This is a genomic window from Allobosea sp. P4_H5 (genome assembly GCF_056400825.1).
Map to the genome: position 1 here is coordinate 63,766 of NZ_JBFUKM010000008.1, position 22,333 is coordinate 86,098.

A 22,333-nucleotide genomic window follows, 5' to 3' on the forward strand; every position below is an offset into this window, starting at 1 on the left:
GGCAGCGTCGCTGGAGCTGGAGTGAAGCTGTGTCCCTCGAATTCCTGCTGACCTCGCTGATCATCGTCGCTTCGCCCGGGACGGGCGCGATCTACACCATCGCCACCGGGTTGACGCGCGGGGCCAAGGCCAGCCTGCTCGCCTCCTTCGCCTGCACGCTCGGCATCGTGCCGCATCTGATCGCCGCGATGATGGGCCTTGCGGCACTGCTGCATGCCAGCGCGCTTGCCTTCTCGATCGTCAAATATGCCGGCGTCGCCTATCTGCTCTGGATGGCCTGGCAGACGCTGAAGGAGCAGGGCGCCCTCAGCGTCGAGGCTGCGGCCGACGAGCGTTCGGCCTGGCGCGTGCTGGTCGACGGTCTCGCGCTCAACGTGCTCAATCCGAAGCTGTCGATCTTCTTCGTCGCCTTCCTGCCGCAGTTCATCGCCGCGAACGAGGCGAGCCCGATGGCGCGCATGCTCGAACTCTCGGGCGTGTTCATGGCGATGACCTTCGTCGTCTTCGCGCTCTACGGCCTGTTCGCAGCGGCGATGCGCGACAAGGTGGTGAGCCGGCCGGCGGTGATGGCCTGGCTGCGGCGCACCTTCGCGGCGGCCTTCGTCGCGCTCGGCGCCAAGCTCGCGCTGACCGAGCGGTAATGGCTGGCAAACAGACCCGCCTCGCGATCGAGACGCGCGGAGCGGGGCTCTATGAATTCACCGACGCGGTCGCCCGCTTCGTGCGCGAGGCGGCGGTCGATACCGGCCTGCTGACGCTGTTCGTGCGCCACACCTCCTGCTCGCTCCTGATCCAGGAGAATGCCGATCCGGATGTGCAGCGTGACTTGTCCGCCTTCTTCGCCCGGCTCGTGCCACCGGCGGACGATCCGGCCATGGCCTATCTCACCCATCGCGCCGAAGGTCCGGACGATATGCCGGCCCATATCAAGGCGGCGGTATTGCCGGTCTCGCTGTCGATCCCGGTCAGCGGCGGCCGGCTCGTGCTCGGCACCTGGCAAGGCATCTACCTGTTCGAGCACCGGACCAGCCCGCATCGGCGCGAGGTCGTGCTGCATCTCGCCTGAGCCGTCAGCTACTGGCGGGGCGGTGCAAAAGCCGCATGAAGGTGCCGTAGCAGTCATGCAGATCCTGGGGCGACAGGCCGAGATCGAGCTGCTGGAAGCCGATGAAGGCGGCGTATTCGATACGGGCCAAAGCGAGGGCCTCCTGCGGCGCGAAGCGCCCGCTCTCGCCATGGAGCTTCTCCAGATAGCCGACGCGCTCGCGGTCGACCTCGGCACAGGTCGCGGCAACGCCCGGATCGAGCTGGGCGAGCCGGCGCATGCCCTGCTCGACACGAAAGTCGAGCGCGAGCGCCATCCTGTCCAGCGCGATCAGGCGGTGCTGTGTCGCTTCGACTCCGTCGGCCGCCTGCATCAGGCGAAGGGTGTGAGTCTCGCGCCAATGCGCGGCGAGCACGGCGAGATAGGTCTCGATCGCCGGGAAATGCGCATAGAACGAGCCTTTGGTCTTGCCGGCGCGGCGGCAGAGGGCCTCGATGGTAAGCCCGGCCGGTCCCTGCTCGGCGAGGGCGTCGAGGCCGAGCGCGAGCCAGTCGTTCAGGCGGAAGCGGCGCGGGGAAGGGGACGTCACTGCCACAGGCCGATCGTGCCGCTCACCGTGATCGCCGCGAACAGGGCCCATTGCGGGAAATGCGCGATGTGCAGGCGGAACAGCCCGATCATGCCGAGGCTCCAGAGACAGAACAGCGCAGCGCCAGCGGTGGCGAAGAGCGCGAGGTCGCGGCTGCCCTGGCCGGTCGCGACGAGGCCGAAGGCGAGTGCCAGCGCGGCGAGCACGATCGTCACCAGATGCCAGCAATAATACATGGTGAATTTCGGTACCGCGTGCAGCCGCTCTGTCGCCAGCAGTGGCGCTGCGATCTCCCGGCCGCCGAGAATGATGTGGATCAGGGTGGTGACCGCCGCGAGTGCGGCGGCAAGGGCGAGCCATGTGTTCATGTCAACTTCCATAATAGTACCATACCGTATGGTATTATTATGAAGAAGAGCAAGCCCCGCGAGGGGACCTGTGACGAAATTCGGGGAAGGGCGGGCGACGCGCCGGGACGAACTCCAGGACCAGGCCGCCTGAAGTGGGCGGGTCACCGCCCGGCGTAGTACTCCGGCTCCGGCGGCGGCTCCCAGGATTGGCCGGTGGCGATCAGGCAGCTGACGCCGTCGGGCAAGGTCGCGAACAGGGTGAAGGAACCGTTCGGGGCAGCAAAGAGCTCGATCACACTGCCATTCGCTGCGAGGCCGTAGCCGATCCGGCGTTCGCCATAGAGTTCATGCAGCTGGCTCGTCGCCATCCTACGCTCGGCGCAAGGAACGCCCGCACGTGCCTGAGCCTGAACTGCGCCGGGCGACAATGGCAATGCCAGCAGGATCGGCAGGCAGAATTTGAGGAAGCGCATCATGGCAGCTCCTGCGACAGAGCGGGCCAAGGCGGGCACGAAGGGTGGACGGGCTCGGCTTTTCCGCCCTGTCTGACTAGGACATGGTGACGCAGGCGCCGCTGCGCCAGAGGCGAGGAGCGCGATGGAGGATTCCTCGGGTACGGAGGTCCGCCGCCCTTCGCATGCCGGGGCTCTTGGCCAAGCAGGCCGCATCTGCGCTATACAGCGCCGGTCACACGGAGCGCGTCATGTCTTTCCTCAAATCCCTGTTCGGCCGCAAGGATGCCAAGCCGGCTACGCCCGCCGGGCCGCTGAAGACCATCGAGTACAAGGGCTTCACCATCCACGCCACGCCGTTTCCGGAGGGGGGACAGCAGCAATTGTCCGGGGTGATCGAGAAGGAGATCGACGGCGAGGTGAAGAGCCATCGCTTCATCCGGGCTGACCGCTTCCCGGGCGCCGACGAGGCGGCCGACTTCGCCATCGTCAAGGCCCGGCAGCTGATCGACGAACAGGGTGAACGCCTGTTCAAATAGGATTTCGGGTAATTCCTGTTTTAATCATGGAAGTTGTTTCAAATTTCATTGGATCAGTATTGGTTTAAAATTTTAAACATGCGCATCCATTACGTTTTCCTTGGGGCATTGCGCAAATTTGAATCAATTTATACGAGGGTTGCCGCTGTTTTCCGCCGTCATGGGAGTCGTTATTGCGCTGCGGCATCGGATTCGCCTTCGCCATTTAAAACTTTATTCGGTTTTTCCGGCTTTGATGCCATTACGTTGTTCGCCGTATCGAGATCCCTTGCATGCCTCCCAATCCCCCCGGCAGCCAGAAGCCGGACGAGCCTGCGAGTGTGCAGGGCGCCGCCGCTGATGACAGCTGGTTCCGGGAGGTCGTGGCGCAATTGCCGCTCGCGCTCTACGCGACGGATGCCGACGGACGCGTGACCTATTTCAATCAGGCGGCTGCCCGGCTCGTCGGGCGGCAGCCCCAGCTCGGGCAGGACCGCTGGTGCATCGCCTATCGTCTCTTCCAGATGGACGGTTCGCCGCTGGCGCATGAGGACTGCCCGCTGGCCGTGGCGCTGCGCGAGAGGCGCGTGGTCCGTGGCATCGAGGCGCTGGCCGAGCGGCCCGATGGCAGCCGCGTGCGCTTCATGCCGCTGCCGACGCCGCTCTACGATGCGCAAGGCAAGCTCACCGGCGCGGTCAACGTGATGGTCGACGTCAGCAGCGGGCCGCAAACCGGCGTCGATGCGGCTGCGTCTGCCCATCACCTTGCCGAAGATCTCGCAGCCGCGATCGCGCAGAAGCAACTGCATCTGCACTACCAGCCGGTCTTCTCGGCGGCCGGCAATCTGACGGGCTTCGAGGCGCTGGCGCGCTGGGTCCATCCCGAGCGTGGCGTGATCCCGCCTTCCGAGTTCATCCCGGCGGCGGAGGAGAGCGGGCTGATCCTGCCGCTGGCGCGCGAGCTGCTGTGCCAAGCCTGCACCGAGGCGGCGAGCTGGGCAAAGCCGCTGCGCATCGCCGTCAACGTCTCGCCGCTGCAGTTCCGCCATGGCGACCTGCCGGCGCTGATCGACGAGATCCTGGTCGAGACGGGTCTGGAGCCGGAGCGGCTCGAGCTCGAGATCACCGAAGGGGTGATGATCACCGATTTCGACCGCACCATGCTGGTGCTGCACCGGATCAAGGCGCTGGGCGTGCGCATCGCGCTCGACGATTTCGGCACGGGCTATTCCTCGCTCTCCTATCTCCACATGTTCCCGCTCTCGACGCTGAAGATCGACCGCAGCTTCGTCGCCAATCTCGGCGTCGCCTCGGAGGCGGCGGCGATCACGCGCGCCGTCATCGCGCTCGGCCATGCGCTCGACATCGAGGTGGTGGCCGAGGGCGTCGAGACGCGCGAGCAGCTCGACTTCCTGATCGACGAAGGCTGCAACTACATGCAGGGCTATATGCTCGGCCGCCCGCTGCCGGCCGAGCAATATGCCGACCTCACCGGCCGCAAAGGCTGAGCTAGTCCCGACCGGCGCGCGCCGACAACTCCGCCAGCAAGGCCTCGCCGCTCCAGCGCACACTGTCGGATTCCGCCGCCTTGATCAGCGATATCAGGCGCGCATTGACCGGCGCCCGCCGCCCGAGCCGCTCGGCCAGCCTGACCACCTCGCCATTGATCCAGTCGACCTCTGTCCTGCGCCCGGCGGCGAGATCGTCGGCCATGGAGGAGCGCGCCGACGGATCGACCGCCAGCATCTTGCGGGCGAGCCGCGCGAAGAGCGCATCAGGCAGGCGCAGCAGCGCCGGGATCCAGGCGGCCGGTAGTGGCGTCAGCCGAGCTGGCTGTATCCCCGCCTGCTTCAGCAAGGCTAGCGCTTCGGCCTGCGCCAGCGCCAGGCAGCGGCGATAGGCGCGCTGCGCCAGTTCCTGCTGCAAGGGCAGGGCGGAGAGCGCGTTGACGGCGTTGTTGAGGTTGAGGAGCAGCTTGGCCCATTGCACCGGCGGCATGTCGCGGTGCCGGCGCAAGGCGAAACCGGCGCTCGTGAAACCGGTGAGGAATGGCGCGAACGCGGCTGCGTCCTCAACCTCGAGCTCGCCTTCCGAGGCCTGATGGAAGGCGCCGGGACCGCGCCTGATGACATTGAACGGCACCATCCCGGCGAGCACGCTGCGGCCGGGCAGGGCGGCGTGCAGTGTATCGGCATTGCCGATGCCGTTCTGGAAGCTGATCACCACGGCGTTCGGTGCAGCCAGGTCGGCAAGCTCGGCCGCGGCTTGCGCGGTCGCGCCCGACTTCACGGTGACGAGGATGAGGTCGGCCGCCGCGGCGGCATCCGGCTCGGTCGAGAAGGCGATCGTCTCTGGCGCAACGCACCAGTCGCGGCCGTCATAATGCGTCAGCGTCAGGCCGTGCTGCCGGAGTTCCTCGCCAACGCTAGGGCGGCCGATGAAATCGACGTCAGCGCCGCCGGCAGCGAGCCGCCCGCCGAGATAGCAGCCGATCGCGCCGGCGCCGTAGATGCAGATCCTGGCCATTGCGCCTCCAGCAGGATGCCGAGCATGCCTGCCCTGCAAGGCGATGCAAATAGCTCGGGGCATGCGGGATGACCCCACATCCGCGCCGCATCGGCCCGCCGCCCATGCGCTTGTGGCGAACAGGCGTGCTGCCTAATGCTCGAGCAGAGAGAAAATCGTTCTCCGCTGATCCGGCGAGGAAACATGAACGCCCAGGATGCGCGCTATGCGCCGGATTCTGCCTATGCCTGGATGAGGCTGGGGCTTGCCCTGCTGGTCGGGACGATCGCCTGCGTCGGTTCCTGGTCGGCGGTCGTGGTGGTGACGGCGGTTCAGCAGGAATTTGGCGTCCTGCGCGCCGACGCCTCGCTGCCCTATACCTGCGCCATGATCGGCTTCGGCATCGGCAACATCGCCATGGGCCGGCTCGCCGACCGCACCGGCATCGCTGCGCCGATCGTGCTGGGGGCGCTGCTGCTCGGTAGCGGTTATGCGCTCGCCTCGGTCGCCGGCTCGCTCTGGCAGTTCGCGCTGGCGCATGGCTTCCTGATCGGCCTCGGGGCCGCCACCGGCTTCTCGCCGCTGATCGCCGATCTCTCGCACTGGTTCCGGCGCTATCGTGGTCTCGCCGTCGTGTTCGGCGCGTCGGGCAGCTATTTCGCCGGCATGTTCTGGCCGCAGCTGATCAACTGGGGCGTCCAGACCCATGGCCTGCGCACCACGCATCTGTGGCTCGGCATCGCCTGTCTCGTGGTGATGCTGCCTCTGGCGCTGTTCTTCCGGCGCCGGCCGAATGCGGCGAGCATCGCGGCGGCCGAGGCGACGAGCGCCGGCGCGCGCGGCAGCCTCGGGCTGTCGCCGAACCAGCTGCAGCTGCTGCTGGTCGTGGCCGGCTTCTGCTGCTGCGTCGCGATGTCGATGCCGCAGGTCCATATCGTCGCCTATTGCAGCGACCTCGGCTACGGCGTCGCCCGCGGCGCCGAGATGCTGAGCGTGATGATGGCGCTCGGCATCGTCAGCCGGATCTCGTCCGGCTTCGTTGCCGACAGAATCGGCGGCACGATGACGCTCGTCCTGTCCTCGCTGATGCAGGGCATGGCGCTCTTCCTCTACCTCTGGTTCGACGGGCTGAGCTCGCTCTTCATCGTCACCGGCATCTTCGGTCTGTTCCAGGGCGGGATCGTACCGATGTACGCGGTGATCATCCGCGACTACATGCCGCCGCGCGAGGCCGGCATGCGCATCGGCGTCGTCATGTCGGCGACGATCTTCGGCATGGCGTTCGGCGGCTGGGTCTCGGGGCTGATCTTCGACGCGACCTCGTCCTACCGGCTCGCCTTCCTCAACGGCCTCGCCTGGAACCTGATCAACCTCTCGATCGTCTGCTGGCTGATGCTGAAGGCGCGGCCGAAGCTGGCGACGGCTTAGTATCTTCAGCCCTCATCCTGAGGAGCGCTCCAACGGAGTGCGTCTCGAAGGGTGCTCCAGTTGGCTCCGGAGCCTCTTGAAGCATCCCTCGAGATGCCGCTTCGCGGCTCCTCAGGATGAGGGCTTCATTTATCAGCTCGGCTTGTCGCCCGGCCGATACGTCCCGAAGCACCAGACGTGGCCTTCCGGGTCCTTGCAGATGAAGTCGCGGCTGCCATAGGGCTGGTCGGTCGGCTCCATGCAGATTTCCGCTCCTGCGGCACGGGCGCGCTCGCAGAGCTCATCGATATCCGTCGTCGCGATATAGGGCGAGGCGGTGGTGCCGCCGAGCTCGGCTGGACGCGAGACCAGCTTGCCGAACGCGTTGTTCTCGGATGAGCCAAGCATGACGAAGCTCTCGCCCAGGCGCAGCTCGCCATGGAGCAGGGTCTTGCCGTCGTCGGAATAATAGGCGGCGTGCTTCTCGAAGCCGAAGGCCTCGATCAGCCAGTCATAGATGCGCGGCGCGTTCGCATAGCGCAGCGAGATGCAGATCATCGGCGGCTGGACGGTCATCGCATTCCTCCTGTCCGTCATCGCGGCTTGACGCAGCATGCGGGCGCGCCAAGCTGGGCTCAAGATCGGGCGGGACGAAACCATGCTGCAATTCGAGCGCCGTCACGAGCGGCTGGTCCCGATCCGGCGCTTCGCCCTGCGCCTGGGCCGGGCGGTGCTGCTCTGGCTGGCGCTGACCGTCGTCGGGCTCGCCATCGGCATGATCGGTTACGCCGCCAGCGAAGGCATGAGTGGGATCGATGCCTTCGTCAATGCGGCGATGATTCTCTCTGGCATGGGGCCGGTCACCGAACTCAAGACCGAAGCCGGCAAGCTCTTCGCCGGCGTCTATGCGATCTTCTCGGGCCTGTTTGTGGTGATCGCCACCGGCTTCGTGCTGGCGCCGATCCTGCATCGTGTGCTCCACTCCTTCCATATCGAAGAGGGGAAGGCCAACGATGACTGAGCCTGGTGTGAAACCCGCCGAAGAGCCCTGCGGCACCTTGACCGTGCGCACCATCGCCATGCCGGCGGACACCAACGCCAATGGCGACATCTTCGGCGGCTGGGTGATGTCGCGCATGGACCAGGCCGGCGGGATCGCCGGGGTCGACCGGGCGCAGGGCCGCGTGGTCACGGTCGCGGTCGAGGCGATGACCTTCATCCGCCCGGTCAAGGTCGGCGACGTGCTCAGCGTCTACACCTCGGTGAAGTCGGTCGGTCGGACCTCGATGAAGATCCAGGTCGAGGCTTGGGCCAAGCGCTTCCGCACCACGCTGCACGAGAAGGTCACCGATGCGACCTTCACCTTCGTCGCGATCGACGACGAGGGCAGGCCACGCCCGGTACCGTCGGCGGGGTGAAGCCGGAGGCAAAACCCTAACGAGACGTGAACCAGCCCCATCGCCGAGTGATTCAGAAGAATCCGGCAACTTAAGCGTTCTTTAAGCGGACCTCCGCAATTCTGCCGGCGATCGGTCCATCGGGACCGCTCTGCAAGGGGCTGGGAGGTCCTGCATGATCGGCCGCCGTCATCCGTCGGCGCATGAAGCTTGGCTCGCGCCGTCGCCGCAACAGGGCGCCGCGCCGACGAGCCGCTGTCGCTCATCATCGAGATCATTTCCATTCCGCGGCTGACCGTCGTCGGCTGCCTGCCCCATGTCCGCGTCCGATCCCGGCCAGCGCCGCGCTGCCGGGGATGCCTTCAGGAGTACCGCGTCAATGTCGAAGACTGAAAAGCCTGCGCGCCAGAAGGGCTCGCGCATCGGGATCGCAGCGCGGATCTATGCCGCGCTCGGCGTCCTGACGGTGTTGACGATCGCGGCCTCGCTGGTCGCCTGGTTCTCCTATGGCAGGGTCGGCAGCACGGTCGCCGAGATGGTCGAGCGCAAGATGCCGGTGGTCGAGCTGGCGCTCGAACTGTCGCAGGCCGCCACTGCCTCGACTGCGCTGGCCCCGCGCTTCATGGAGGTCCAGACCGTACGCGAGCGTGCGGCGCTGACTGGCGAATTCGACAAGGTCGAGGCCCGGCAGTTCGATCTCGTCCGCAAGATCGGCGAGCAGGGCAATGTCGACAACAAGAAGGCGCAGACCGCGCTTGACGGTCTCTCGCGGCAGATCAACGACATCAACGACCTGACCGGCGAGCGCCTGCGCAACGCCTCCGAGAGCGCCGCCGCGCTGGAGAAGCTCGGGACGGCCTATGAGGCCTTCGTCAAGGCCGCCAGCGGCGAGGCCGAGCAGGCCAAGTTCGCGGTGACCTTCGGTCTCGACGATCTCGCCGCGCTCTCCGGCGAGGCGCTGACCGGCGCGGTCAAGACGCTGATGGACCGCGACTTCGCGATCTTCGACCTGGCCCGCACCCTCCAGGCCAATGTCAACGAGATGGTCGGCGTTCTCCGCGAGATCGCGCAGATCAACGACAAGGAGAAGCTGAGCCTCGCCCGCGAGCGCTTCAACGGCATCGCCTATCGCCTCCGGACGCTGCTCGCAGACGCCGAGAAAATCACCTCCAACAAGGCGCGGGCCAAGACGGTCGAGGATCTGATCGCGATCGGCGAAGGCAGCGACGGGCTGGTCGACATTCGCAACCGCGACATCACCACCCGCGAGGGAATCAATCGCGGCCTCAAGGAGGTCGACCAGGCTGCGGCGCAGCTGCGCCGCGAGGTCGATGCCCTGGTGCAGGGCGCGCGCGGCGAGGCGCAGGCGGCCGTCGGCTCGACGAAAGAGCTGATCGAGACCAGCAAGCTCTGGCTCGGCATGATCGGCCTCGGTTCGCTTCTCGTCGCGCTGGCGCTGTCGCTGCTCTATGTCCGGCGCCAGATCGTCGGCCGCCTCAACAAGCTCTGGGCCGCGACCAAGGCGATCGCCGACGGTCAGCTCGAGACGGTCGTCGACACGAAAGGCAATGACGAAATCGCCGACATCTCGAAGAGCGTGCTGCTCTTCCGCGACAATGCGGTGGCGTTGCGCGCCGCCGAACTCGCCAAGGTCGAGGATGAGGAGCGCGCCCAGGAGCAGCGCCGCCAGATGATGGCCGAGCTCGGCGAAGCCTTCGGCGTCGTCGTCGCCGCAGCGGCGCAGGGCGATTTCAGCCGCCGGGTCGACGCCACCTTCGCCGATGCCGAGCTCAATGCGCTGGCGGGTTCCGTCAACGAGCTGCTCGAGACCGTCCAGACCGGCCTGTCCGAGACCTGCGAGGTGCTCGGCCAGCTTTCTGACGGTCGCCTGGTCGCCCGCGTCGAGGGCCGCTACCAGGGCGCCTTCGCTGAATTGAAGAACGGCACCAACAGTCTCGCCGGCGAGTTCGAGAGCACGCTGGCACGCCTCTCGGAGACCGTCTCTGCGGTGCGCAGCGCGACCAGCGAGATCCTCGACGGCGTCACCGACCTCGCCGAGCGCACCAGCGAGGAGAGCAACGCCGTCTCGGTCGCGACCAACCAGCTCGGCGCCTTCGCCAGCAATGTCCAGAAAACCGCCAAGGACGCCGCCGCCGCCGTCGGCATGGCCCAGAGCGCCGAGGAGCGCGCCCAGCAGGGCGAGCAGGTCGTCGCCTCGGCATTGGAGGCGATGCAGCGCATCCGCACCTCCTCCAGCAAGATCTCGGAGGTGATCTCGATGATCGACGAGATCGCCTTCCAGACCAACCTCCTGGCGCTGAATGCGGCGGTGGAAGCGGCCCGCGCCGGCGATGCCGGCAAGGGCTTCGCGGTGGTCGCCAGCGAGGTGCGCAGCCTCGCCAAGCGCTCGGCCGATGCCTCGAACGACGTCAAGAAGCTGGTCGAGGCCGCCCATGGCGACGTCAAGGTCGGCGTCGGCCTGGTCGAGCAGAGCTCTGCCGTGTTCGGCAGCATCCTGACCTCGGTCAACGATCTCTCGGCGCTGATGAACGGCATCTCGCAGACCGCCCGCGGCCAGGCGAGCGACGTCTCGACGATCAACAAGGAGATCGACGGCATCGGCACCATGGCGCATCAGAACGCGGCGCTGGTCGAGGAGACCAATGCCGCGCTCGCCCTCACCGACGAGCAGACCCGTTCGCTCACCGAGCACATCTCGCGCTTCAGCTTCCGCGAGAGCGGGGCGGAGCACGATCACGAGCAGGCGCGGGCAGCCTGACCGCGCGAAACGCACAAGATATCGCCGGACATTACGACGCCCTCCGCCGCAAGGCGGGGGGCGTTGCGTTTGGCGCGGCTTGCGGGAGCATAGTGCGATCTATATTTTAGAATCATTCTAAAGGAGATTGCGATGCTATCCCGGTTCCTGCCCGCCGGCCTGAGTGGCCGGCGCCGCTTCGACAGCCTGAGTGAGCGCGAGATCCTGGCGCTGGCGATCGCCTCTGAAGAGGAGGATGGCCGCATCTACGCCGTCTATGCCGAGAAGCTGCGCAAGGACTATCCGGCTTCGGCGGCAGTGTTCGACGGCATGGCGGGCGAGGAGGACGAGCATCGCCGTCGCCTGCTCGAGGATCATCGGCGCCGTTTCGGCGAGGTGGTGGTGCCGATCCGGCGCGAGCATGTCGCCGATTTCTACCAGCGGCGGCCGGTCTGGCTGGTCGAGACGCTCGGGCTCGAGCGCATCCGCGAGGAGGCGGCGGCGATGGAGCGCCAGGCGCGCGACTTCTATGTCGCCGCCGCCGGCCGCAGCACGGATGCGCAGACGCGCAGCCTGCTCGGCGACCTGGCGCGAGCGGAGGCGGGCCACGAGAGCAAGGCGGAGGAACTCGCCGAGGACCATCTCAAGGGCGAGGCCGCTTCGACGGAGGACGCCGCCGCGCACCGGCAATTCCTGCTGACCTGGGTGCAGCCGGGCCTCGCCGGGCTGATGGACGGCTCGGTCTCGACGCTGGCGCCGATCTTCGCGACGGCCTTCGCCACGCAGAATCCGTGGACGACCTTCCTGGTCGGCCTCTCGGCCTCGATCGGCGCCGGTATCTCGATGGGCTTCACCGAGGCTGCGCATGACGACGGCAAGCTTTCCGGCCGGGGCTCGCCCTGGAAACGCGGGCTGGCGTCGGGCGTGATGACCGCGCTCGGCGGCCTCGGCCATGCCTTGCCCTATCTGATCCCGTCCTTCTGGACGGCGACGGCGATCGCGCTGGTGGTGGTCTTCATCGAGCTCTGGGCGATCGTCTGGATCCAGAACCGCTACATGGAAACGCCCTTCGCCCGCGCGGCCTTCCAGGTCGTGCTCGGTGGCGCGCTGGTGCTGGCGGCCGGTATCCTGATCGGCGGTGCGTGAGGGCGCTTTTGAAGAGTGGTGGGCCGGGCCGGACTCGAACCGGCACCGGCGCTGTTATGAGCAGCGAGCTCTAACCATTGAGCTACCGGCCCGCGGCAGGCCTAGCATCCGCCGGGCGCAGCGGCAACGGCCCGGCGAGCCGTAAGGCGAGGCCGCAATCCTCTATCCCGCGACGATGTCGTCATACTCCGGATGGCGGCTGACCCAGCCCGCCATGAAGGAGCAGCGCGGCACGACCTTGCGGCCCGAGGCGCGGATCTGCTCGAAGACGCCCTTGGCCAGGCGCGAGCCGATGCCCTGGCCGGACAAGGCCTGCGGCACCTCGGTATGGGTCAGCACGACGCGGTCGCCATCGAGTTTGTAATAGGCGAGGGCGAGTTCGCCGCCGATCGCGAGTTCGAAACGGTTTTGGTCGGGGCGGTCGACGACGCCGGTATCCATCTGACGATCCTCTTTGGCTGCGTTGCCGCCGTTGCGGTTGCCAGCATATCGGCAGTCTGTTCAGCAGGGTGGTCCAAGGCAAGGCGGCCCGGTGGCGATCCCGGGCCGCGGGGTCGGTTGGGGGCGTCAGCCGGCCAGCTTGGCGGCGATGCCGGCGACATGCTTGCCCTGATAGCGGGCGCCGGCGAGTTCGTTCTCTGACGGCTGGCGCGAGCCGTCGCCGGCAGCGATGGTGCTGGCGCCATAGGGCGAGCCGCCGGTGATCTCGCTCAGCGTCATCTGGCCCTGGAAGCTGTAGGGCAGGCCGACGATGACCATGCCCTGATGCAGCAGCACGGTATGGGTCGAGAGGATCGTGCTCTCCTGGCCGCCATGCTGGGTCGCGGTCGAGGTGAAGACGCTGCCGACCTTGCCGATCAGCTTGCCCTGGAACCAGAGGCCGCCGGTCTGGTCGAGGAAGTTCTTCATCTGCGCCGGCATGTTGCCGAAGCGGGTGGGCACGCCGAGGATGATCGCGTCGTAATCGGGCAGTTCGTCGACCGTGGCGATCGGCGCCGCCTGGTCGAGCTTGAAGCCGGATTTGCGGGCGACCTCCTCGGGGACGAGCTCGGGCACGCGCTTGATCACCGCCTCGGCGCCGGCCTCGCGCACCCCTTCGGCGACGGCCTGCGCCATCGTCTCGATATGGCCGTAGCTGGAATAGTAGAGAACCAGAACCTTCGTCATCGGGATCATCCTCTTGTCACGGGAGGCCGCCGGAGCGAGGGAGCTCCGGCAGCCCAAGTTGAGCCTGCTAAGACAGTTGTCCAGTCACGAACGTGACGGTTCAGCCGCGCTGCGAGACGGCGGTGTAGCTGGTGATCAGGTTGCGATAGTCGGGGATGTGGTTCGAGAAGAGCGCTCCCAGCCCCTCGACATCGTTGCGCCAGTCGCGATGCAACTCGCAGGCGACACCGAACCAGGTCATCAACTGGGCACCGGCATCCGACATGCGCTGCCAGGCCGACTGGCGGGTGATCTCGTTGAAGGTGCCGGATGCATCGGTGACGACGAAGACGTCGAAGCCGGCCTCGATCGCGGCCAACGCCGGGAAGGCGACGCAGACCTCGGTGACGACGCCGGCGATGATGAGCTGCTTGCGCCCGGTCGCCTTCACCGCCTTGACGAAGTCCTCGTTGTCCCAGGCGTTGATCTGGCCCGGGCGCGGGATGAACGGCGCATCCGGGAAGGTCTGCTTGAGCTCGGGAACGAGCGGGCCGTTCGGGCCATCCTCGAAACTGGTGGTCAGGATCGTCGGCAGCTTGAAGTATTTGGCGAGGTCGGCCAGCGCCAGCACGTTGTTCTTGAACTTGTCCGGGTCGATGTCGCGGACCAGCGAGAGCAGGCCGGCCTGGTGGTCGACCAGCAGGACGGCGGCCTTGTCCTTGTCGAGGCGGGTATAGGGCTTGGTCATGGTCTTTCTCCTTCGAGAGGGATGTCCGGCATCGCGGCGGCGGACGGCGCCGATGCTGGTTTTCAGGCCGGGATTTTGCCGAAGCGGCCGCTCTGGAAATCGGCCATGGCCTGGCGGATCTCCTCGCGGGTGTTCATGACGAAGGGGCCGTGCATCGCGACGGGCTCGTCGATCGGCTCGCCGCTGAGGACGAGCACAGTCGCGTCGGTCTCGACCTCGATCGTCGCTTCGCCACCGGTACGGTCGAACAGCACGAACTGGGCCTCGCGGGCCTTGTCGGCGCCATTGATCAGGACGTTGCCACGCAGGACGACGATGCCGAGCGTACGCCCTTCCGGCAAAGCGAGCGAGGTTTGCCCGTCGCGCTTCAGGCGGAGATCCCAGATGCCGATCGGGGTGAAGGTCCGGGCCGGGCCGGCATGGCCCCGGAAGTCGCCGGCGATGACACGCAGTGTGCCGGCGCCATCTGGAAGCGCGACCGCAGGAATGTCCCTGTCGAGCAGGGTCTGGTAGGCGGGGGCGGCGCTCTTGTCCTTCGCCGGCAGATTGACCCAGAGCTGCACCATGTCGAGCGTGCCGCCCAAGCGGGTGAAGGCCTGCGAATGGAACTCCTCGTGTAGGATGCCGGAGGCGGCGGTCATCCACTGCACGTCGCCGGGGCCGATCAGGCCGCCCTGGCCGGTGGAGTCGCGGTGCTCGACCTCGCCCTGGTAGACGATGGTGACCGTCTCGAAGCCGCGATGCGGGTGGACGCCGACGCCGCGCGGCTTCTCCGCCGGAGCGAACTCAGCCGGGCCGGCATGGTCGAGCAGCAGGAAGGGGCTGACATGCTCGCCCTGGGTGGCGTGCGAGAACATCGAGCGGACGGGAAAGCCGTCGCCGACCCAATGGGCGGCGGGGCTGCTGTAGATGCCGCGAACCTGTCGCATGGCCTGATCTCCTCGGATGCGCTGGTGCGGCGCCGTGTTGTCCACAAGATTATGAGTGAGACAGTGAGCGCAGTAGCCGGCATAATCCCGCCACTCTGTCCCATCTATAGGACAATGATGGCGCGATGCGGGATCTGAACGACCTCTATTTCTTCGCCCAGGTGGTCGAGCATCAGGGCTTCGCCGCCGCCGCTCGCGCCATGGGCATGCCGCGCTCGCGATTGAGCCGGCGCCTCGCATTGCTGGAGGAGCGGCTCGGGGTGCGGCTGGTGCAGCGCTCGACCCGGCGCTTCGCGGTGACCGAGATCGGGCGGGAATATCACCGGCACTGCCTTGCCATGCTGGTCGAGGCCGAGGCGGCACAGGAGGCGATCGACCGGGTCCGGGCCGCGCCGCAGGGCGTGGTACGCGTCGCCTGTCCCTCGGCCGTGCTCTATTTCCAGGTCGGGGCGATGATCGCCCGCTTCCTCGCTGCCTGCCCGAAGGTCGAGGTGCAACTGGAGAGCACCAACCGCCGCGTCGACGTGATCCGCGAGGGCTTCGACATCGCGATCAGGGTGCGCTTTCCGCCATTGGAGGAAAGCGAGCTGGTGATGAAGGTGCTGACTGAGAGCCGGCAATGCCTGGTGGCGGCGCCGCAACTGCTCGAGGGGGTCGGGCGCGCCCTCGTCCCGGCGGATGTCGGCACATTGCCGAGCCTGTCATGGGGTGGGACGCAGCAGAGCCATGAATGGCGGCTGCAGGGGCCTGATGGCGCCGAGGCCAGCATCCGCCATCAGCCCCGTTTCGTCACCGAGGACATGGTGGCGCTGCGCCATGCCGCGTTGCAGGGCGTCGGCGTGGTGCAGATGCCGACCATGGTGGTGATCGAAGACATCAGGGCGGGCAGGCTGGTGCATGTCCTGCCGGACTGGGCGCCGCGGGCCGGCATCATCCATGCGGTGTTCCCGTCGCGGCGCGGCTTGCTGCCCTCCGTCAGGGCGCTGCTCGATTTTCTCGCGACGGAGTATGCGCGGCTGGACGCCGAGAGCCGCTAAACGAGAGCGGCCGAGCATCTGCCCGGCCGCATCGAGTGCCTTGCTGTCGGCGGTCTCGCCTACTTGAACGCGATCACCACGCCGTCGGCGCCGATCGTGGCCTGCAGGCCCTGGCGACGGGTGTCGAGGCTGAGGGTCACGCCCTTGTCGTTCTTGAGCCAGACGCGGCCCTGGCCGGCGCGGCCAACCGCCCAGCCTTCCTTGAGCTGGACATAGGGACCCGCCAGGTCGTTGCGTGTGGTCAGGCCGTAGACGCGCCCGCTGGCGACGACGCGCGCGGCGCCGATGCCGCCGATGCCGAGCCCGCCGACCGAGATCGGATAGGAGCGGCCGCGATAGGTGAAGGTGCCGCCGCCGAGTTCGCCCGAGGCGATGAAGGCGACGGAAATCTGCTCGATCTTGACCGTGCCGGTCTGCGGGCCGAGCGTGCGGGGCTGGGCCACGGCGGTGCCGGTGACGAGGGCAAGCGCAGCAGCGCCGACGAAGAGGGATTTGATGGCGGGCACGGTCAGTACTCCTTGGTGATGCAACGGAGTCTACAACTGCCGGGAAGCCCGGCAGTTCCGTGCGCCCACCGCGCCGCCTACCGGAATGGCGGGCTGTACTGGATGCCACCCTTGCTCCAGAGCTCGTTCGGGCCGCGCGCCAGCTGCAGGCGCGAGCTCTTGCCGAGATGGCGCTCGAAGCTCTCGCCGTAATTGCCGACGGCCGAGATGATGCGCATGACCCAGTCATTGGTGACGCCCATCGCCTCGCCCATCTTGCCATCGAGGCCGAGGAAGCGCTTCACCTCGGGGTTCGAGGATTTCAGCATCTCCTGGACATTGGCCTTGCTGATACCGAGCTCCTCGGCGTTGATCAGCGCGAGCACGGTCCAGCGCACCAGGTTGAACCAGGTCTCGTCACCGGTACGGACCCAGGGACCGAGCGGCTCCTTCGAGACGACTTCCGGCAGGATGACGTGATCGTCGAGGTCCTGCAGCTTCATCCGGACGGCGGAGAGCGCCGAGATGTCGGTGGTGTAGGCATCGCAGCGGCCGGATTCGTAGGCCTTGAGTGCTTCTTCCGACGTGCCGAAGGCGGCAGCCTCGTATTTCACTCCGAGCTTGCGGAAATAGTCGGCGAGGTTGAGTTCGCTGGTCGTGCCCTGGGCGACGCAGACCGAGGCGCCGCCGAGCTGGGCGGCGGAGGAGACGCCGAGCTTCTTCGAGACCATGAAGCCCTGGCCGTCATAATAATTGACGGTGGTGAAGGTGACGCCCTGGCCGGCATTGCGCGACAGCGTCCAGGTGGTGGTACGCGGCAGCACGTCGATCTCGCCGGCCTGCAGCGCGATCAAGCGGTCTTTCGAGGTCAGCGAGACGAAGCCGGCCTTCTCGGTGTCGTTGAAGATCACCGCGGCGAGCGCCCGGCAGATGTCGATGTCGAAGCCACCCCAGCGGCCGTTGGCGTCCTGCGTCGAGAAGCCAGCGACGCCGGGGCTGGTACCGCAGATGATCTTGCCGCGGTCCCGGATCATCTGGAGCGTGTCGGCGGAGGCGGGCGCGGCGAAACCAGCGGCGAGCGCCAGCGCGGCGACGAGACTTAGCAAGGTCCGTTTCATCATAGATCCCCTGTTGTTGTTTTCAGGCAAAGCTCTCCCGTCGCGGCGGAGGCGCTGCCCCGCCGCGTTCGTCGTCTTTCGTCGTCCTGCCTCAGGCGACCTTGGCGGCCGCCGGCTGTTCCAGCGCGATAAGCAGCGTGTCGAGATCGTTCCAGAGGTCGTCCGGGTCCTCGAGGCCGATGCTGATGCGCAGCGACGGCCCCTGATGCGGCCAGGGCACGACAGTGCGGTCGCCCTCGGGCGCCAGCGGCGCAATCAGGCTGCGCGTGCCGCCCCAGGAGGCGCCGATGGCAAAGATCTTGAGCGCAGAAAGCGCCTTTTCCAGCAGAGCGTGCGGCACCGGCTTCAGGACGACGCTGAACACGCCCGACGAGCGGCCCATGTCGCGCTTCCAGAATTCATGGCCGGGGCAGGAGGGCAGGGCCGGGTGCAGCACGGTCTCGACCGCCGGCGAGCGGGTCAGGCGCCGGGCGAAGTCCTCGGAGACCTTGCCCATATGGGCAAGGCGCAGCGCCAGGGTTTCCAGGCCGCGCAGGGCAAGCTGGCATTCGTCGGGCGAGACGCCGACGCCGAAGCCGCGCAGCGTCTCCTTCAGTGTCTCGCGCAAGCCGAGGTCGGCGACGGTGATCGAGCCGAGCAGCAGGTCGGAATGGCCGCCGACATATTTGGTCAGTGCCTCGCAGGCGAAATCGACGCCAAAGGCGAGCGGCTTGAAGATCAGGGGCGTCGCCCAGGTGTTGTCGCAGCCGACTAGCGCGCCCTTGGCCTTCGCCGCCTTCACGATGGCAGGGATGTCCTGCACCTCCATCGTATTGGAGCCCGGCGACTCGACCCAGACCAGCTTGACCGTGTCGTCGATCAGATCGGCGATACCAGCGCCGATCAGTGGATCGTAGACGCCGTACTCGATGCCGCGCGGCTTCAGGTAGTCCTCGCAGAAGCTGCGCACCGGCTGGTAGACCTGATCGGGGATCAGCACCTTGTCGCCCGGCAGCAGCACCGAGAGCAGGACGATGGTGACCGCCGCCTGGCCGGAAGGGACCAGGACCGTGCGCACGCCGCCATGCAGCGCGGTCAGCTGTGCTTCGAGCGTGCGGTGCGTCGGGGTGCCGTGCAGGCCGTAGGTATAACCGTCGAAGCCGCGATGCTTGCGGGCGAAGAAGCTCGCCGCGTCGGGATAGACGATGGTCGAGGCGCGGTGCGTCGGCACGGTAAGGCTGGCATAGCCCTCTTCGTTGACGGCGGGGTGGTGAACGCTGCGGGTCGCGTCATGCATGGGAAGAGGTCCTTTCGTGGGAGAAAGGTTCCTTCCGCGCGGCCTTGCCGGCAATCAGGCAAAACTCATGGCTTGATGCCTGGATGTTATGGTCAGCGAACTTCCATCAGGCAGTCGATGAAATCGCGCACCAGCTGTGATTTCGGCCGGTCGAGCGGCAGGATCAGCAGGCTGCGGCTCTGCACCTCCGGCTCGAACGGGCGCAGCACTAGCCGGGTCGGATCGGCACCGGCGACCGCATAGGGGCTGACCAGGCCGACGCCGACGCCTTCCGCGACGAGGGCGCAGACGGTCGCGGCGTAGATGGTCTCGACGACGATACGTGGCCGGACACCGGCTTCCATGAAGATGCGGTCGAGCCGCTGGCGGGCACGATCCTCCGGCACATAAGCGACGAACGGCAGGTCGTGCAGATCGGCCGGGCCGATCAGCTCCTTCTCGGCAAGCGGATGGCCGAGCGGCAGGGCGCATAGCACGCGCGGCTGGACGAAGAGCTGATGAAGGACGCCGGAGACGTCGATCTCGTCGGCGGCGAGGCCGATATCGAAGGCGCCGGAGGCGACGCCGTCGCGGACATCGCGCGAGGGCAGCACCATCAGCGTCACCGCGATCTCCGGGCGCCTGTCGCGGAAACGGCGCACCGCCCGCGGCACCAGCGACGAGCCCAGCGCCGAGAGCGAGCCGACGCGCAATTGGCCGGCACCATGGTCGCGGATACGGGCGGCGGTGGCGCGCAGCGTGTCCATGCCGAGGAAGGAGGCCTGGACCTGGGCATAGAACAGTTTGCCCTCGGGCGTCGCGACGATGCGGTTGCGGATGCGGTCGAACAGCAGGAAGCCGAGCGACTTCTCCAGCTCGGCGATGGCGCGGCTGACGCCGGGCTGGGTGACGCCGAGCAGCTCGGCGGCGCGCGAGATCGTGCCGGCCTTCATCACCGCGGCGAAGGTTTCGAGCTGTCGGCTGTTCAAGCGGCGTCCGCCCCGGGGCTGTCGTTCGGCGCCAGCCTAGCCGCGGCGCCGAGCCGAGGGAACCGGGGCGTTGCTTGGCGGGAAGATCGCAGCTTCAAGGCAAGTGAGTGAAAGGTTTGTTCGCGGCTGCGGGAGAGCGCAAGCCCTCCCCCCGCTTGCGGTGGGGAGGGTTGGGTGGGGGGCAGTGCCGCTTGGCGCAACATGAAAGAACAGCCGAGCCCCGCTTTCCGTCCCCCCATCCCTAACCCTTCCCCACCGCAAGCGGGGGGAAGGGAATGCGCTCTGCCTTCGCTCGATTGCTCGGATTGCCGCTTAACCGCGGATTTACCCTGTTCCTTTAGGTTCTGCGGGCATAACTCCGAGAAGGAAGCGCCAAGCGATGCTTGCCCAGGCCCTGAAGCTGCCTGATCCTGCCAATGAGGATGCTCCGGGGGCGGAAGCGGCAGCGCGGGCCGTACGCGAGATCGCCGAACGCTTTGGCAAGCTCAGCGCCGAGATCACCGATATTTCCGGGCGTGTCGGCGACGTCAACGCCGAGCTCGACCGGCAGACCGATGGTTTGCACCGCGTCGTCGCCTCGGTCGAGCAGGTCTCGCGCTCGAACCAGGCGATCCAGCAGGCGGCCGATACCGCCCAGCAGGCGGCCTCCGTGGTCAAGAGCGGGCTGGAGCGGGTCACCGGCGCGGTCCGCCAGGGGCTGAATGCGGCACAGAACGACATCGCCGAATTGTCGGACGGTGCGCAATCGATCTCGCAGGCGCTGAACGAAGCCGTCGGCCGCGCCCACAAGGCGCGCGAGGCCAGCGAGGCGATCCAGACGATCACGCGCGAGATCCAGCTGCTCTCGATCAATGCCGGCGTCGAGGCGGCGCGCAGCGGTGCGGCAGGCCGCGGCTTTGCGGTGATCGCCGCGGCGGTGAAGCAGCTCGCCGAACAGACACGCGATGCGACGGCTGCCAGCGCCAAGCAACTCGACGCGCTGGTCGCGACCGTCGACCAACTGGCCAAGCAGAGCTTAGCGAATGCACAGGCGGCACGGCGCGCCAGCGACGAGAGCCAGGGCATTTCGCAACAGATCGGCGAGCTCGACCATTTCGGCCGCTCGGTGGTCGGGCTGATCGGCGAGATCGACTCGATCTCGGCGCCGGCGCGCGAGAACGCGATCGCCTTCGCGCAGGTCGGCGGCGAGCTGAGAGGGCTGGTGAACGGGGTCGATCAGTCCGGCCGCAATCTCGAGGTCGCGGCCCGGCGCGGGGCGTCGCTGGTCTCGACCAGCGAGGCGGTCCTCGGCGCGATCGCAAACTCGGGCGTGCGCACGCCGCAATCGGACATGATCGAGATCGCGCTCGAGGCGTCGGCGGCGATCGCCGGCCTGTTCGAGCAGGCGCTGGCGACGGGCCAGGCCAGCCAGGCCGACCTGTTCGACGAGGCCTACAGGCCGATTCCCGGCAGCGATCCCCAGCAATTCCTCAGCCGCTTCACCGAGCTGACCGACCGGCTGCTGCCTTCGGTGCAGGAGAAGATGCTGTCCGCGAGCAAGCGGATCGTCTTCTGCGCGGCTGTCGACCGCAACGGCTACCTGCCGACGCACAACCGCAAATATTCGCAGCCGCAGGGACACGACCCGGTCTGGAACAACGCCAATTGCCGCAACCGGCGTATCTTCAACGATCGCACCGGCCTTGCCGCGGCGCGCAACCAGAAACCGTTCCTGCTGCAGACCTATCGGCGCGACATGGGCGGCGGCAATTTCCTGGTGATGGAGGATCTGTCGGCGCCGATCGTCGTCAGGGGCCGGCACTGGGGCGGGGTCCGGTTCGGGCTCAGCGTCTGAGGGAGTAGGGCGGAGTCTTAACCGCCGCGTGCAAGTGTCTTAGTCGCGTACGGGTTTCGAGTTGCGGACATGCATATCGCGCCATCCTTCCCCAATCTCTCGGTGCTGCTGATCGACCCCAGCCCGCACTATCGGCGCATCATCCGCACCATGCTCTACCAGGCGCAGCTGCAGCGCGTGTTCGAGGCGGCCGATCTTTCCACGGCGGCGACGACCTTCATCCAGAAGCAGCCCAACATCGTCATGCTCGACTGGGACCTGCCAGACGGCGACAGCGTTAAGTGCCTGGCCTCGATCCGCTCCTTCAAGACCTCGCCCTTCGCCAAGGCGCCGGTGCTGGTGATGATGGAAAAGCCCGACCGGCGCGCCGTGGTGCAGGCTGCCAAGCTCGGTGCGCACGAGATCATCATCAAGCCGATCTCGCCGAACAATCTCTGGCTGCACCTCTCGGGCATCATCAATATACCCCGCAAGTACAAGGAAGCGAACGGCAGCATCTCGCTGGTGCCGCGCGCGATCAGCAACAGTCTGTTCTGAGGTTGAACGAAGCTGCCGCGGAACGGTCACAATCCTTGCCGCGAGCCGGGGCGGTTAGCGAAATTTTTACCAATCCCGAAGATGCTTC

General features: G+C 67.0%; 26 protein-coding genes and 1 tRNA gene. 13 read left to right on the plus strand and 14 right to left on the minus strand.

Annotated elements, in window-relative coordinates:
- Positions 1-29: 29 nt before the first annotated feature.
- Positions 30-641 carry a LysE family translocator gene (locus tag AC1DS0_RS17590; protein ID WP_476815586.1) on the plus strand — a complete coding sequence of 204 codons (612 nt, stop codon included), beginning with the start codon at positions 30-32 and terminating at the stop codon, positions 639-641.
- Complete coding sequence (locus tag AC1DS0_RS17595; protein ID WP_476815587.1) at positions 641-1,066, plus strand: secondary thiamine-phosphate synthase enzyme YjbQ; 426 nt, start codon at positions 641-643, stop codon at positions 1,064-1,066. Before AC1DS0_RS17590 ends, AC1DS0_RS17595 begins: the two co-directional genes overlap by 1 nt.
- 4 nt (positions 1,067-1,070) lie before the next feature.
- Here the strand turns inward: AC1DS0_RS17595 and AC1DS0_RS17600 are convergent, their stop codons facing one another.
- The 3 genes from AC1DS0_RS17600 to AC1DS0_RS17610 form a co-directional block, all read right to left on the minus strand.
- Positions 1,071-1,634 (minus strand): TetR/AcrR family transcriptional regulator, encoded by a 564-nt coding sequence (locus AC1DS0_RS17600; protein ID WP_476815588.1) that lies wholly within the window; start codon positions 1,632-1,634, stop codon positions 1,071-1,073.
- Positions 1,631-2,002: a hypothetical protein gene (locus AC1DS0_RS17605; RefSeq protein ID WP_476815589.1), complete on the minus strand. Its 372-nt coding sequence runs from the start codon at positions 2,000-2,002 to the stop codon at positions 1,631-1,633. The genes AC1DS0_RS17600 and AC1DS0_RS17605 overlap by 4 nt, the downstream gene beginning before the upstream one ends.
- Before the next feature lie 143 nt (positions 2,003-2,145).
- Positions 2,146-2,460: a hypothetical protein gene (locus tag AC1DS0_RS17610; RefSeq protein WP_476815590.1), complete on the minus strand. Its 315-nt coding sequence runs from the start codon at positions 2,458-2,460 to the stop codon at positions 2,146-2,148.
- 227 nt (positions 2,461-2,687) lie between these two features.
- Between AC1DS0_RS17610 and AC1DS0_RS17615 the strand changes: the two genes are divergently transcribed.
- Positions 2,688-2,975, plus strand: a complete 288-nt coding sequence (locus tag AC1DS0_RS17615) for an HlyU family transcriptional regulator (RefSeq protein WP_326875161.1) — start codon at positions 2,688-2,690, stop codon at positions 2,973-2,975.
- A gap of 272 nt (positions 2,976-3,247) precedes the next feature.
- Positions 3,248-4,462 (plus strand): putative bifunctional diguanylate cyclase/phosphodiesterase, encoded by a 1,215-nt coding sequence (locus AC1DS0_RS17620; protein WP_476815591.1) that lies wholly within the window; start codon positions 3,248-3,250, stop codon positions 4,460-4,462.
- A gap of 1 nt (position 4,463) precedes the next feature.
- Here the strand turns inward: AC1DS0_RS17620 and AC1DS0_RS17625 are convergent, their stop codons facing one another.
- Positions 4,464-5,480 (minus strand): 2-dehydropantoate 2-reductase, encoded by a 1,017-nt coding sequence (locus tag AC1DS0_RS17625; RefSeq protein WP_476815592.1) that lies wholly within the window; start codon positions 5,478-5,480, stop codon positions 4,464-4,466.
- 183 nt (positions 5,481-5,663) lie between these two features.
- Between AC1DS0_RS17625 and AC1DS0_RS17630 the strand changes: the two genes are divergently transcribed.
- Complete coding sequence (locus tag AC1DS0_RS17630) at positions 5,664-6,887, plus strand: MFS transporter (protein ID WP_476815593.1); 1,224 nt, start codon at positions 5,664-5,666, stop codon at positions 6,885-6,887.
- A gap of 132 nt (positions 6,888-7,019) precedes the next feature.
- On the opposite strand, the gene AC1DS0_RS17635 is transcribed toward AC1DS0_RS17630, so the two are convergent.
- Positions 7,020-7,442: a VOC family protein gene (locus AC1DS0_RS17635; RefSeq protein WP_476815594.1), complete on the minus strand. Its 423-nt coding sequence runs from the start codon at positions 7,440-7,442 to the stop codon at positions 7,020-7,022.
- Positions 7,443-7,524: 82 nt separating this feature from the next.
- Between AC1DS0_RS17635 and AC1DS0_RS17640 the strand changes: the two genes are divergently transcribed.
- The 5 genes from AC1DS0_RS17640 to mbfA all read left to right on the plus strand — a co-directional run bounded on the left by AC1DS0_RS17640 (position 7,525) and on the right by mbfA (position 12,167).
- A complete protein-coding gene (locus AC1DS0_RS17640; RefSeq protein WP_476815595.1) occupies positions 7,525-7,887 on the plus strand; it encodes a hypothetical protein in 363 nt (120 codons plus the stop codon).
- Positions 7,880-8,284 (plus strand): acyl-CoA thioesterase, encoded by a 405-nt coding sequence (locus AC1DS0_RS17645; RefSeq protein WP_152012401.1) that lies wholly within the window; start codon positions 7,880-7,882, stop codon positions 8,282-8,284. Before AC1DS0_RS17640 ends, AC1DS0_RS17645 begins: the two co-directional genes overlap by 8 nt.
- A 189-nt stretch (positions 8,285-8,473) precedes the next feature.
- On the plus strand, positions 8,474-8,656 hold the full coding sequence (locus AC1DS0_RS17650) for a hypothetical protein (RefSeq protein WP_476815596.1): 183 nt from the start codon (positions 8,474-8,476) through the stop codon (positions 8,654-8,656).
- A complete protein-coding gene (locus AC1DS0_RS17655; RefSeq protein ID WP_476815597.1) occupies positions 8,643-11,042 on the plus strand; it encodes a methyl-accepting chemotaxis protein in 2,400 nt (799 codons plus the stop codon). The genes AC1DS0_RS17650 and AC1DS0_RS17655 overlap by 14 nt, the downstream gene beginning before the upstream one ends.
- 132 nt (positions 11,043-11,174) lie before the next feature.
- The gene (gene mbfA, locus AC1DS0_RS17660; RefSeq protein WP_476815598.1) at positions 11,175-12,167 is read left to right on the plus strand and encodes an iron exporter MbfA; all 993 of its coding nucleotides are present in this window, start codon (positions 11,175-11,177) and stop codon (positions 12,165-12,167) included.
- Between the two features lie 16 nt (positions 12,168-12,183).
- Here the strand turns inward: mbfA and AC1DS0_RS17665 are convergent.
- The 5 genes from AC1DS0_RS17665 to AC1DS0_RS17685 all read right to left on the minus strand — a co-directional run bounded on the left by AC1DS0_RS17665 (position 12,184) and on the right by AC1DS0_RS17685 (position 14,990).
- Positions 12,184-12,259: transfer RNA gene (locus AC1DS0_RS17665), tRNA-Ile, on the minus strand.
- A 70-nt stretch (positions 12,260-12,329) separates the two neighbouring features.
- Positions 12,330-12,608, minus strand: a complete 279-nt coding sequence (locus AC1DS0_RS17670; protein WP_476815599.1) for a GNAT family N-acetyltransferase — start codon at positions 12,606-12,608, stop codon at positions 12,330-12,332.
- A 126-nt stretch (positions 12,609-12,734) separates the two neighbouring features.
- Positions 12,735-13,334, minus strand: coding sequence for an NAD(P)H:quinone oxidoreductase (wrbA, locus tag AC1DS0_RS17675; RefSeq protein ID WP_476815600.1), 600 nt, complete (start codon positions 13,332-13,334; stop codon positions 12,735-12,737).
- Positions 13,335-13,434: 100 nt separating this feature from the next.
- The gene (gene ycaC / locus AC1DS0_RS17680) at positions 13,435-14,061 is read right to left on the minus strand and encodes an isochorismate family cysteine hydrolase YcaC (protein WP_476815601.1); all 627 of its coding nucleotides are present in this window, start codon (positions 14,059-14,061) and stop codon (positions 13,435-13,437) included.
- A 62-nt stretch (positions 14,062-14,123) separates the two neighbouring features.
- Positions 14,124-14,990 (minus strand): pirin family protein, encoded by an 867-nt coding sequence (locus AC1DS0_RS17685; protein ID WP_476815602.1) that lies wholly within the window; start codon positions 14,988-14,990, stop codon positions 14,124-14,126.
- Positions 14,991-15,115: 125 nt separating this feature from the next.
- Between AC1DS0_RS17685 and AC1DS0_RS17690 the strand changes: the two genes are divergently transcribed.
- The gene (locus tag AC1DS0_RS17690) at positions 15,116-16,027 is read left to right on the plus strand and encodes a LysR family transcriptional regulator (protein ID WP_476815603.1); all 912 of its coding nucleotides are present in this window, start codon (positions 15,116-15,118) and stop codon (positions 16,025-16,027) included.
- 59 nt (positions 16,028-16,086) lie between these two features.
- Here AC1DS0_RS17690 and AC1DS0_RS17695 read toward each other — a convergent pair whose 3' ends face one another.
- The 4 genes from AC1DS0_RS17695 to AC1DS0_RS17710 all read right to left on the minus strand — a co-directional run bounded on the left by AC1DS0_RS17695 (position 16,087) and on the right by AC1DS0_RS17710 (position 19,874).
- Positions 16,087-16,533 carry a hypothetical protein gene (locus AC1DS0_RS17695; RefSeq protein WP_476815604.1) on the minus strand — a complete coding sequence of 149 codons (447 nt, stop codon included), beginning with the start codon at positions 16,531-16,533 and terminating at the stop codon, positions 16,087-16,089.
- A 77-nt stretch (positions 16,534-16,610) separates the two neighbouring features.
- A complete protein-coding gene (locus AC1DS0_RS17700) occupies positions 16,611-17,630 on the minus strand; it encodes an amino acid ABC transporter substrate-binding protein (protein WP_476815605.1) in 1,020 nt (339 codons plus the stop codon).
- A gap of 91 nt (positions 17,631-17,721) precedes the next feature.
- Entirely contained in the window at positions 17,722-18,906 is a 1,185-nt protein-coding gene (gene metC / locus AC1DS0_RS17705) for a cystathionine beta-lyase (protein WP_476815606.1), read from the minus strand.
- 92 nt (positions 18,907-18,998) lie between these two features.
- A complete protein-coding gene (locus AC1DS0_RS17710) occupies positions 18,999-19,874 on the minus strand; it encodes a LysR substrate-binding domain-containing protein (protein ID WP_476815607.1) in 876 nt (291 codons plus the stop codon).
- Between the two features lie 379 nt (positions 19,875-20,253).
- Here AC1DS0_RS17710 and AC1DS0_RS17715 point away from each other — a divergent pair, with 379 nt between their 5' ends.
- Together AC1DS0_RS17715 and AC1DS0_RS17720 are read left to right on the plus strand one after the other, a co-directional pair.
- The gene (locus AC1DS0_RS17715; RefSeq protein ID WP_476815608.1) at positions 20,254-21,708 is read left to right on the plus strand and encodes a methyl-accepting chemotaxis protein; all 1,455 of its coding nucleotides are present in this window, start codon (positions 20,254-20,256) and stop codon (positions 21,706-21,708) included.
- Positions 21,709-21,777: 69 nt separating this feature from the next.
- Positions 21,778-22,245, plus strand: a complete 468-nt coding sequence (locus AC1DS0_RS17720; RefSeq protein ID WP_476815609.1) for a response regulator — start codon at positions 21,778-21,780, stop codon at positions 22,243-22,245.
- Positions 22,246-22,333: the final 88 nt, after the last annotated feature.

What these genes read in the sequence shown, in the direction of transcription:
- AC1DS0_RS17685 (WP_476815602.1), bottom strand. Translation starts at nt 14,990, where the DNA reads ATGCGACAGGTTCGCGGCATCTACAGCAGCCCCGCCGCCCATTGGGTC.
- AC1DS0_RS17605 (WP_476815589.1), bottom strand. Translation starts at nt 2,002, where the DNA reads ATGAACACATGGCTCGCCCTTGCCGCCGCACTCGCGGCGGTCACCACC.
- AC1DS0_RS17670 (WP_476815599.1), bottom strand. Translation starts at nt 12,608, where the DNA reads ATGGATACCGGCGTCGTCGACCGCCCCGACCAAAACCGTTTCGAACTC.
- AC1DS0_RS17690 (WP_476815603.1), top strand. Translation starts at nt 15,116, where the DNA reads ATGCGGGATCTGAACGACCTCTATTTCTTCGCCCAGGTGGTCGAGCAT.
- AC1DS0_RS17625 (WP_476815592.1), bottom strand. Translation starts at nt 5,480, where the DNA reads ATGGCCAGGATCTGCATCTACGGCGCCGGCGCGATCGGCTGCTATCTC.
- AC1DS0_RS17630 (WP_476815593.1), top strand. Translation starts at nt 5,664, where the DNA reads ATGAACGCCCAGGATGCGCGCTATGCGCCGGATTCTGCCTATGCCTGG.
- AC1DS0_RS17610 (WP_476815590.1), bottom strand. Translation starts at nt 2,460, where the DNA reads ATGATGCGCTTCCTCAAATTCTGCCTGCCGATCCTGCTGGCATTGCCA.
- AC1DS0_RS17720 (WP_476815609.1), top strand. Translation starts at nt 21,778, where the DNA reads ATGCATATCGCGCCATCCTTCCCCAATCTCTCGGTGCTGCTGATCGAC.
- ycaC (WP_476815601.1), bottom strand. Translation starts at nt 14,061, where the DNA reads ATGACCAAGCCCTATACCCGCCTCGACAAGGACAAGGCCGCCGTCCTG.
- mbfA (WP_476815598.1), top strand. Translation starts at nt 11,175, where the DNA reads ATGCTATCCCGGTTCCTGCCCGCCGGCCTGAGTGGCCGGCGCCGCTTC.
- AC1DS0_RS17715 (WP_476815608.1), top strand. Translation starts at nt 20,254, where the DNA reads ATGCTTGCCCAGGCCCTGAAGCTGCCTGATCCTGCCAATGAGGATGCT.
- AC1DS0_RS17655 (WP_476815597.1), top strand. Translation starts at nt 8,643, where the DNA reads ATGTCGAAGACTGAAAAGCCTGCGCGCCAGAAGGGCTCGCGCATCGGG.
- AC1DS0_RS17700 (WP_476815605.1), bottom strand. Translation starts at nt 17,630, where the DNA reads ATGAAACGGACCTTGCTAAGTCTCGTCGCCGCGCTGGCGCTCGCCGCT.
- AC1DS0_RS17635 (WP_476815594.1), bottom strand. Translation starts at nt 7,442, where the DNA reads ATGACCGTCCAGCCGCCGATGATCTGCATCTCGCTGCGCTATGCGAAC.
- wrbA (WP_476815600.1), bottom strand. Translation starts at nt 13,334, where the DNA reads ATGACGAAGGTTCTGGTTCTCTACTATTCCAGCTACGGCCATATCGAG.
- AC1DS0_RS17615 (WP_326875161.1), top strand. Translation starts at nt 2,688, where the DNA reads ATGTCTTTCCTCAAATCCCTGTTCGGCCGCAAGGATGCCAAGCCGGCT.
- AC1DS0_RS17595 (WP_476815587.1), top strand. Translation starts at nt 641, where the DNA reads ATGGCTGGCAAACAGACCCGCCTCGCGATCGAGACGCGCGGAGCGGGG.
- AC1DS0_RS17640 (WP_476815595.1), top strand. Translation starts at nt 7,525, where the DNA reads ATGCTGCAATTCGAGCGCCGTCACGAGCGGCTGGTCCCGATCCGGCGC.
- AC1DS0_RS17645 (WP_152012401.1), top strand. Translation starts at nt 7,880, where the DNA reads ATGACTGAGCCTGGTGTGAAACCCGCCGAAGAGCCCTGCGGCACCTTG.
- AC1DS0_RS17620 (WP_476815591.1), top strand. Translation starts at nt 3,248, where the DNA reads ATGCCTCCCAATCCCCCCGGCAGCCAGAAGCCGGACGAGCCTGCGAGT.
- metC (WP_476815606.1), bottom strand. Translation starts at nt 18,906, where the DNA reads ATGCATGACGCGACCCGCAGCGTTCACCACCCCGCCGTCAACGAAGAG.